At 70.3% G+C, this 9,183-nt stretch carries 9 protein-coding genes and 1 pseudogene; 3 read left to right on the plus strand and 7 right to left on the minus strand.

The annotated features are described in order from the left end of the window. The first annotated feature begins 58 nt into the window (after nucleotides 1-58). The 3 genes and pseudogenes from ACFQ8C_RS24760 to ACFQ8C_RS24770 all read left to right on the plus strand — a co-directional run bounded on the left by ACFQ8C_RS24760 (nucleotide 59) and on the right by ACFQ8C_RS24770 (nucleotide 2,157). Nucleotides 59-1,177 carry a winged helix DNA-binding domain-containing protein gene (locus tag ACFQ8C_RS24760; RefSeq protein WP_383461418.1) on the plus strand — a complete coding sequence of 373 codons (1,119 nt, stop codon included), beginning with the start codon at nucleotides 59-61 and terminating at the stop codon, nucleotides 1,175-1,177. Nucleotides 1,178-1,182: 5 nt separating this feature from the next. Beyond that, a pseudogene (locus ACFQ8C_RS24765) lies at nucleotides 1,183-1,581 on the plus strand (GNAT family N-acetyltransferase); the annotation flags it as partial. Nucleotides 1,582-1,641: 60 nt separating this feature from the next. Then, entirely contained in the window at nucleotides 1,642-2,157 is a 516-nt protein-coding gene (locus tag ACFQ8C_RS24770) for a GNAT family N-acetyltransferase (RefSeq protein WP_383461430.1), read from the plus strand. A gap of 80 nt (nucleotides 2,158-2,237) precedes the next feature. Here ACFQ8C_RS24770 and pssA read toward each other — a convergent pair whose 3' ends face one another. The 7 genes from pssA to ACFQ8C_RS24805 all read right to left on the minus strand — a co-directional run. Continuing rightward, complete coding sequence (pssA, locus tag ACFQ8C_RS24775; RefSeq protein WP_383461432.1) at nucleotides 2,238-3,113, minus strand: CDP-diacylglycerol--serine O-phosphatidyltransferase; 876 nt, start codon at nucleotides 3,111-3,113, stop codon at nucleotides 2,238-2,240. After that, nucleotides 3,106-3,762: a phosphatidylserine decarboxylase gene (locus ACFQ8C_RS24780; RefSeq protein WP_383461420.1), complete on the minus strand. Its 657-nt coding sequence runs from the start codon at nucleotides 3,760-3,762 to the stop codon at nucleotides 3,106-3,108. The genes pssA and ACFQ8C_RS24780 overlap by 8 nt, the downstream gene beginning before the upstream one ends. Nucleotides 3,763-3,931: 169 nt before the next feature. Continuing rightward, nucleotides 3,932-5,137, minus strand: a complete 1,206-nt coding sequence (locus ACFQ8C_RS24785) for an acyl-CoA dehydrogenase family protein (RefSeq protein WP_383461421.1) — start codon at nucleotides 5,135-5,137, stop codon at nucleotides 3,932-3,934. A 3-nt stretch (nucleotides 5,138-5,140) separates the two neighbouring features. Then, entirely contained in the window at nucleotides 5,141-5,665 is a 525-nt protein-coding gene (locus ACFQ8C_RS24790) for a MaoC family dehydratase (RefSeq protein WP_383461423.1), read from the minus strand. Nucleotides 5,666-5,669: 4 nt separating this feature from the next. Next, nucleotides 5,670-6,635, minus strand: a complete 966-nt coding sequence (locus ACFQ8C_RS24795; protein WP_189505393.1) for a CoA ester lyase — start codon at nucleotides 6,633-6,635, stop codon at nucleotides 5,670-5,672. After that, a complete protein-coding gene (locus tag ACFQ8C_RS24800; RefSeq protein ID WP_383461425.1) occupies nucleotides 6,632-8,683 on the minus strand; it encodes a protein meaA in 2,052 nt (683 codons plus the stop codon). Before ACFQ8C_RS24800 ends, ACFQ8C_RS24795 begins: the two co-directional genes overlap by 4 nt. Before the next feature lie 14 nt (nucleotides 8,684-8,697). Then, on the minus strand, nucleotides 8,698-9,183 hold a 486-nt coding region (locus ACFQ8C_RS24805; RefSeq protein ID WP_383461426.1), incomplete at its 5' end, for a zinc-binding dehydrogenase.

Consider the following 9,183-nt stretch of genomic DNA (forward strand, 5'->3'; position numbering starts at 1 on the left):
CCCCGTGTCCCACGGAAAGAGGACGTGAACCGTCCTCTTTCCGTGGGAGCGTGCCGCCATGACCGTCCTCACCACCCGCGCCCTGGGCCGGGCCACCCTCGCCCGCCAGTTCCTCCTCGAACGCACCGCCACCCCGGCCGCCGAGGTCATCGCCCACCTCTGCGGAATGCAGGCCCAGGAGCCGCAGGAACCCTTCACCGGCCTCTGGTCGCGGGTCCGCGACTTCCGCCCGGAGACCCTGGACGACCTCCTGACCCGACGCCGGGTGGTACGCACCCACCTGATGCGCCGCACCGTCCACCTCGTCACCGCCGACGACGCCCTGGCCTGGCGCGCCCGCCACGCCACCATGCTCCGCGGGCGGGTCCTCACCACCTACCGGACCGAACTCGCCGACGTCGACCCGGAGGAACTGGCCGCCGCCGGACACGCGGTCATGGCCGACGGCGAGCCCCGCACCATGGCCGAACTCGTCGAGGCCGTCTCCGGCCACCGGCCCGCGCCCCCGCGCCGGGCCCTCGGCGAACTGCTCGTCGCCGGCGTCGTCCCCATGGTCCAGGTGCCCCCGCGCGGCCTCTGGCGCAACCGGTCCGGCGTGCGGAACACCACCCTCGCCGGCTGGCTGGGCCGCGAGGTCCCGCCGCTCCCCGACGACGCCACCGACCCGGTCGGCCAGACCCTGCTCCGCCGCTACCTGGCCGCCTACGGGCCCGCCGCCTCCGGCGACCTGCGCGCCTGGTGCGGCCTCAGCGGGCTGCCCGCCGCCGTCAAGGCCGTCCGGGACGAGCTCGTCGCCTTCCGCGACGAGCGGGGCCGCGAACTCCTCGACCTCCCCGACGCCCCCCGCCCCGACCCCGACACCCCCGCCCCGGTCCGCTTCCTGCCCGCCTTCGACAACGCGATCCTCGGCTACCAGGACCGGAGCCGGATCATCGACGACGCCCACCGCCTGCTCTCCGTCGCCGGCGAGCGCGTCGCCCTGGTCGACGGCCGGGTCTGCGCCACCTGGACCGTGCGCGACGCCGACCTCGTCGTCACCCCGCTCCGCCGCCTCTCCCGCGCCGAGCGCACCGCCGTGACGGAGGAGGGCACCGCGCTCGCCGCGTTCCTGGCCGGCGGGGCCGACGAGGCCGGCGTCACCTCGCGGAAACCTGGCGGTGTGATCCTCGCATCATGAACGTGATGATCGAGGAGAACGCCGCCCACCCCCGCCTGCCCGCCCTGCTCACCGCCTACCACCTCGCCACCGAGGCCGAGAAGGGCGCCGCGGTGACCGGCCCCGCCGACCTGCCGGCCGCCCGCCGCGCCGAGGCCGAGGACCCCGTCACGGCCTTCGCCGCCGACACCGTCCTGCTCGCCTTCGGGCCGGGGACGCGGGAGCCCGACGGATGCCTGGTCCTGAAGGCCGGGGCCGTTCCCGAGGTCAAGCGGGTCTGGGTCGCGCCGGAGGCCCGGGGGCGGGGACTCGCCGCCGCGCTGATGGGCGAGGCGCTGCGCCGGGCCGCCGCGACGGGCGCCGAGAGCGTACGGCTGACCGTCTGGGAGTGGCGCCAGGGCCCCCTCGCGCTCTACCGCAAGCTCGGCTTCGAGCCCGCCGCCTCCTGGGACGACCGCCCCGGCCTGCTCTGCCTGGAGAAGCGGATCGAGCCCGGCGACCGCCTCGGACTCCTCGCCCCCGACGCCGTACGGGAGCACGCCGACGGGCTCGCCGCGCTCCTCGTGGACGCCGTCGACGGCGGCGCCTCCGTCGGCTACCCGGCACCCCTGGACCCCGCCGAGGCGGCCGCCTGGTGGGCCGGGACCGCCGGCACCCGGGACGTGTGGGCCGCCTTCGGGCCGGACGGCGCCGTCACCGGGGCCGTCACCCTGCTGCGCACCGCCACCGCCAACGGCCGCCACCGCGGCGAGATCGCCCGGCTCCTCGTCCACCGGTCGGCCCGCGGCCGCGGCCTGGGCCGCCGCCTGCTGGCCGCCGCCGAGGCCCACGCGGCCGCCACCGGACTCACCCTCCTCGTCCTGGACACCCAGACCGACAGCCCCGCCGAGCGCCTCTACCGGGGCGCCGGCTGGACGGCGGCCGGCACGATCCCGGAGTACGCCGCCGACCCGGAGGGCACCCTCCGGGCCACCACCCTCTACTACAAGCTCCTGGCCTGACGCCGGCCTGGGGCCGGGCATGACGAAGGGCCCGGAAGCGAGATGCTTCCGGGCCCTTCACCCGTTCCGTACGACCGGGGTCAGCGCAGCTGCGCCGTCTCCGCCTGTCGCGCCTCCCGGCTCTCCCGCCGGTTGCCGCGGAAGGTGTTCACCCGCCGGGCCGTCGCGAAGAGGGGGATCACGGCGCCCAGCACGACCTGGAGGGCGCAGCCGGCCTGGAGGAGGAACTGTCCGCCCGGGGCGTCGAAGGCCCAGGCCGCCAGCATGGCCATCGCCCCGACGATCCAGCTGAGCATGGCCGCCGCGAGGACGCCCCGCGGCTTCGGGTACTCGACCCGGCTCACCATCAGCCACGCCGTGCCGATGATCGCCAGCAGCGTCGGGATGAACGGCAGCTCGAGGAGGATGATCGAGACCACGGTCAGCGCGCCGAAGGGGCTCGGCATGCCCTGGAACATGCCGTCCTTCATCGTGACGCAGGAGAACCGCGCCAGTCGCAGCACCACCGCGAGCAGCACCACGATCGCGGCGACCGCCGAGACCTTCTGCTGCGCGTCGTCCGCGACCATGCCGTAGACGAGCACGAAGTACGCCGGGGCCAGACCGAAGCTGATCAGGTCCGACAGGTTGTCGAGCTCGGCGCCCATCGGCGAGCTGCGGAGCTTGCGCGCCACGATGCCGTCGAAGAGGTCGAAGATCGCCGCGCACAGCATCAGTATCACCGCGGTGGCGGCGCTGTTGCGCGCCATCCCGGTCTCCGTGCTCCCGGTGAGGTGCGGGATGAGGATGCCCGTGGTGGTGAAGTACACCGCCATGAAGCCACACGTGGCGTTACCGAGCGTGAGGGCGTCCGCTATGGACAGCCTCAGCGACAGCGGCATCTCCTCCGCCTCTTCGGCCGCGTCCGCGTCGGCGTCGGCGACCCAGTCGGCGGCCCGTGTGTCGGGATCAATCACGGTCAATGCGAGTCACCCCCGCGGTCGTGGTCTGACCGACCTCGACGGCGACCTCGACACCCTCCGGAAGGTAGATGTCGACGCGCGAGCCGAAGCGGATCAGACCGATGCGGTCACCCTGCTCGACCTTCGTCCCCTGCGGGATGTACGGCACGATGCGCCGCGCCACGGCACCCGCGATCTGGATCATCTCGATGTCACCGAGCTCGGTGTCGAAGTGCCAGACGACGCGCTCGTTGTTCTCGGACTCCTTGTTGAAGGCCGGGACGAAGCCACCCGGGACGTGCTCCACCGAGGTCACCGTGCCGGCCATCGGCGCACGGTTGACGTGCACGTTCAGCGGGCTCATGAAGATGGCGACGCGGGTGCGGCCGTCCTTCCACGGCATGATGCTCTGCACCACGCCGTCGGCGGGGGAGATGACCCGGCCCTGAGCGATCTCGCGCTCGGGGTCGCGGAAGAACCACAGCATGCCGGCCGCGAGCGCGGTGACCGGCACGGCGATTGCCCGGGCGCGCTTCGAGCGGCCGGAGCGCGCGAGGCTGAGCGCCGCCGTGGCGACGGTCGGCAGAAGCCACGGCGATGCTCCGCGTGCGATGCGTGCGCCCTTGAGGCTGTCGCGGTGTGCAGAGTTTGGGCTGTGGGGCATGGATGACCTTCGTAGCGGATGATGCCGCGCTGGCAACGGGGGACGGCGGCTTTCCGGCGATGCTATCGGTTGCGGGGCGCAACTGGGCAAGCCAGGAACCGAGTCGACGGCCGGAAGATGAACACGGGGTGTGATCTTCTTCGCGGCCGAATCGACTCAAAACCGACAATCATCCCTGGAAGCGGTACTCCTCCAGGAGTCGGCGGCCAATGATCATTTTCTGGATCTCGGCGGTACCTTCACCGATGAGCAGCATCGGCGCCTCACGGTAGAGACGCTCGATCTCGTACTCCTTCGAGAACCCATAGCCGCCGTGAATGCGGAAGGCATCCTCCACGACCTCCTTGCAGTATTCGGAGGCGAGATACTTCGCCATCCCCGCTTCGAGGTCGTTTCGTTCCCCGGAGTCCTTTTTGCGTGCTGCGTTCACCATCATCGCATGGGCGGCCTCGACCTTGGTAGCCATTTCGGCCAGCTTGAACTGGATGGCCTGATGCTGGGCGATCGGCTTTCCGAAAGTGTGACGCTGCTGGGCATACTGGACGCCGAGTTCGAAAGCACGCTGCGCGACGCCGCAACCACGGGCCGCCACGTTCACGCGGCCGACCTCGACGCCGTCCATCATTTGGTAAAACCCTCGCCCGGTGGCTCCGCCGAGGACCCTATTGGCCGGAATGCGCAGGCCGTCCATGATGAGCTCGGTGGTGTCGACCCCCTTGTAACCCATCTTGTCGATCTTGCCGGGGATGGTGAGGCCCGGGCGGACCTCTCCGAAGCCCGGCTCCTTCTCGACGAGGAAGGTCGTCATCGACTTGTGCGGCGCGGTGCCCTCGGGGTGGCCTTCGTCACTTCGGACGAGGACGGCGACGAGCGTTGACGTACCACCGTTGGTCAGCCACATCTTCTGGCCGTTCAGGACGTACTCGTCGCCGTCCTTCACCGCCTTCGAGGTGATGGCCGACACGTCCGAGCCGAGGCCCGGCTCCGACATCGAGAACGCGCCGCGGGTCTCGCCGGCCGCCATGCGCGGAAGGAAGTACTCCTTCTGCTCCTGGGTGCCGTGCTGCTTGAGCATGTACGCGACGATGAAGTGGGTGTTGATGATGCCGGAGACCGACATCCAGCCGCGGGCGATCTCCTCCACGCAGAGCGCGTAGGTGAGCAGCGACTCGCCCAGGCCCCCGTACTCCTCGGGGATCATCAGACCGAAGACGCCGAGCTCCTTGAGCCCGTCCACGATCTGCTGGGGGTACTCGTCGCGGTGCTCCAGCTCGGTCGCGACCGGGATGATCTCCTTGTCGACGAAGTCCCGCACGGTGGCGAGGATCTCCTGCTGGACGTCGGTCAGACCGTGGGTCTGGGCGAGTCGCGCCATGGCTTACTTCTCCGACTTCTTGGAAGGCTCGATGAGCTCGGGGCGGCCGGGCTGCTCGCCGCCGCGGGCGTCGATGTACTCGGCGGTCGGGACCATCACCTTGCGGCGGAAGACGCAGACGAGGGTGCCGTCCTGCTTGTAGCCCTTGGTCTCGACGTAGACGATGCCGCGGTCCGTCTTGGACTTCGACGGGGTCTTGTCGAGGACCGTGGTCTCGCCGTAGATGGTGTCGCCGTGGAAGGTCGGCGCCACGTGCCGCAGCGACTCGATCTCCAGGTTGGCGATGGCCTTGCCGGAGACGTCCGGCACGGACATGCCGAGCAGCAGCGAGTAGACGTAGTTGCCGACCACCACGTTCCGCTTGAAGTCGGTCGTGTTCTCCGCGTAGTTCACGTCCATGTGCAGCGGGTGGTGGTTCATGGTGAGCAGACAGAAGAGGTGGTCGTCGTACTCGGTGACCGTCTTCCCGGGCCAGTGCTTGTAGACCGCCCCGACCTCGAACTCCTCGTAGGTGCGTCCGAACTGCATGGGGTCAGGCCTCCGGGATCTCGAACTTGCTGGTGCGCTGCATGCCGGCGGCGCGGCCCTTGCCGGAGATGACCAGGGCCATCTTGCGGGAGGCCTCGTCGATCATCTCGTCGCCGAGCATCGCGGAGCCCTTCTTCCCGCCCGCCTCGGAGGTGTAGTAGTCGTACGCGTCGAGGATCAGCTCGGCGTGGTCGAAGTCCTCCTGCGAGGGCGAGAAGATCTCGTTCGCGGCGGCGACCTGGTCCGGGTGGAGCACCCACTTGCCGTCGAAGCCCAGGGCGGCGGCGCGCTGCGCGACGGCCTTGTACCCCTCGGGGTTGCGGATCTGGAGGTAGGGGCCGTCGATCGCCTGGAGGTTGTTGGCGCGGGCCGCCATCAGGATGCTCATCAGGATGTGGTGGTACGCGTCCGCCGGGTAGCCGGGCGGCTGCTCGCCGACGACCAGGGACTTCATGTTGATGGAGGCCATGAAGTCGGCCGGGCCGAAGATGATCGTCTCGACGCGCTGCGAGGCCTGGGCGATCGCGTTGACGTTGACGAGGCCCTGGGCGTTCTCGATCTGCGCCTCGATGCCGATCTTGCCGACCTCGAAGCCCATGGTCTTCTCGATCTGCGTGAGCAGCAGGTCGAGGGCGACGATCTGCTGGGCGTCCTGGACCTTCGGCAGCATGATGCAGTCGAGGTTCTGGCCGGCGCCCTCGACGACGGTGACGACGTCGCGGTACGTCCAGTGGGTCGTCCAGTCGTTGACGCGGACCACGCGGGTCTTGCCGGTCCAGTCGCCCTCGTTCAGGAACTTCACGATGGTGTGCCGGGCCTCGGGCTTGGCCAGCGGGGCGCAGGCGTCCTCCAGGTCGAGGAAGACCTGGTCGGCGGCGAGACCCTGGGCCTTCTCCAGGAAGCGCGGGTTCGAGCCGGGCACCGCGAGGCAGGAGCGGCGGGGGCGCAGCCGGTTCACGGGGCTGGTCATGCGGGGACCTCCAGGGGGTCGAGCTTGTTCGCTTTCCGGATCTCGTCGACGATACGGCCGATGATCTCGGTGATGCCGAAGTCCTTCGGGGTGAAGACGGCGGCCACACCCGCGCGGCGCAGCTCCTCGCCGTCGGCGTTCGGGATGATGCCGCCGACGATGACGGGGATGTCGGTCGCGCCGGCGTCCTTGAGCCGGTCGAGGACGTCGGGGACCAGCTGGGCGTGCGAGCCGGAGAGGATCGACAGGCCGACGGCGTGCACGTCCTCCTCCAGGGCGGCGTCCACGATCTGTTCCGGCGTGAGCCGGATGCCCTGGTAGACCACCTCGAACCCGGCGTCGCGGGCCCGGACGGCGATCTGCTCGGCGCCGTTGGAGTGCCCGTCCAGGCCCGGCTTGCCGACCAGGAAGCGGAGCTTGCCGATGCCCATGTCCTCGGCGGTGCGGTCGACCTTGCGGCGGACCTCGGCCAGCGGGGAGCCGGTCTCGGCCGGCACGGCGACCGGGGCGGAGGAGACGCCGGTGGGGGCGCGGTACTCGCCGAAGACCTCGCGCAGCGCCCCGGACCACTCGCCGGTGGTGACGCCGGCGCGGGCGCACTCCAGGGTGGCCTCCATGAGGTTCTCGGTGCCCCGGGCGGCCGCCTTGAGCTGCTCCAGGGCCTGCTGGGTGGTCGGGAAGACGAACGGGTCGCCGCCGCCCTGGCGGTCCGTGGACTCCTGCCGCTCGGCGCGCCAGCGGGAGACGGCGTCGACCACCCGGGCCTCGACGGCCGGGTCGACGGTCTGGATCGCCGTGTCGAGGTCCGCGGTGAGCGGGTTCGGCTCGGTCGACTGGAAGACGTTGACGCCGATGATCTTGTCCTCGCCGGACTCGATCCGGGCGCGGCGCTCGGCGTGCGAGGAGACCAGCTGGGCCTTGAGGTAGCCGGACTCGACGGCGGCCATGGCGCCGCCCATCTCCTGGATCCGGTCGATCTCGGTGAGGCAGTCGGCGACGAGGGCGTCGACCTTGGCCTCGACGACGTGGGAGCCGGCGAAGATGTCCTCGTACTCCAGCAGGTCGGACTCGTGGGCGAGCACCTGCTGGATGCGGAGCGACCACTGCTGGTCCCAGGGCCGGGGGAGGCCCAGGGCCTCGTTCCAGGCCGGGAGCTGGACGGCGCGGGCGCGGGCGTCCTTGGAGAGGGTGACGGCCAGCATCTCCAGGACGATCCGCTGGACGTTGTTCTCCGGCTGGGCCTCGGTGAGGCCGAGCGAGTTGACCTGGACGCCGTAGCGGAAGCGCCGCTGCTTGGCGTCCTCGATCCCGTACCGCTCGCGGGTGACCGTGTCCCAGATGCGGCCGAAGGCGCGCATCTTGCACATCTCCTCGATGAAGCGGACGCCCGCGTTCACGAAGAAGGAGATGCGGGCGACGACCTCGCCGAACCGCTCCTCGGGAACCTGTCCCGAGGCGCGGACGGAGTCGAGCACCGCGATGGCGGTGGACATCGCGTACGAGATCTCCTGGACCGGAGTGGCCCCCGCCTCCTGCAGGTGGTAGCTGCAGATGTTGATCGGGTTCCACTTCGGGATGTTGTTGACCGTGTACGCGATCATGTCCGTCGTGAGGCGGAGCGAGGGGCCGGGCGGGAAGACGTGCGTCCCGCGCGACAGGTACTCCTTCACGATGTCGTTCTGGGTGGTGCCCTGGAGCCGGGTGATGTCCGCACCCTGCTCCTCGGCCGCCACCTGGTAGAGCGCCAGGAGCCACATCGCCGTGGCGTTGATGGTCATCGAGGTGTTCATCTGCTCCAGGGGGATGTCCTGGAACAGCCGGCGCATGTCACCGAGGTGCGAGACCGGGACTCCGACCCGGCCGACCTCGCCGCGGGCGAGGACGTGGTCGGGGTCGTAGCCCGTCTGGGTCGGCAGGTCGAAGGCGACCGACAGACCGGTCTGCCCCTTGGCGAGGTTGCGCCGGTACAGCTCGTTGGACGCCTCGGCGGTCGAGTGACCGGCGTAGGTCCGCATGAGCCATGGCCGGTCCTTCTGGCGCTCAGTCATGTGGGGTCCCCGGCTCAGATGTTGCGGAAGCGGTTGATGGCGTCGATGTGCTGGGCCCGCAGCTCCTCGTCGCGGACGCCGAGGCCCTCCTGGGGGGCGAGGGCGAGGACGCCGACCTTGCCCTGGTGGAGGTTGCGGTGGACGTCGTAGGCGGCCTGGCCGGTCTCCTCCAGGGAGTAGGTCTTGGAGAGGGTGGGGTGGATCTTGCCCTTGGCGATGAGGCGGTTGGCCTCCCACGCCTCGCGGTAGTTGGCGAAGTGCGAGCCGATGATCCGCTTGAGCGACATCCACAGGTAGCGGTTGTCGTACTCGTGCATGTAGCCCGAGGTCGAGGCGCAGGTGGTGATGGTGCCGCCCTTGCGGGTGACGTAGACGGAGGCGCCGAAGGTCTCGCGGCCGGGGTGTTCGAAGACGATGTCGATGTCCTCGCCGCCGGTGAACTCGCGGATCTTGGATCCGAAGCGCTTCCACTCGCGCGGGTCCTGGGTCCGCTCGTCCTT

Source organism: Streptomyces sp. NPDC056503, from assembly GCF_042794995.1.
Lineage (GTDB): Bacteria > Actinomycetota > Actinomycetes > Streptomycetales > Streptomycetaceae > Streptomyces.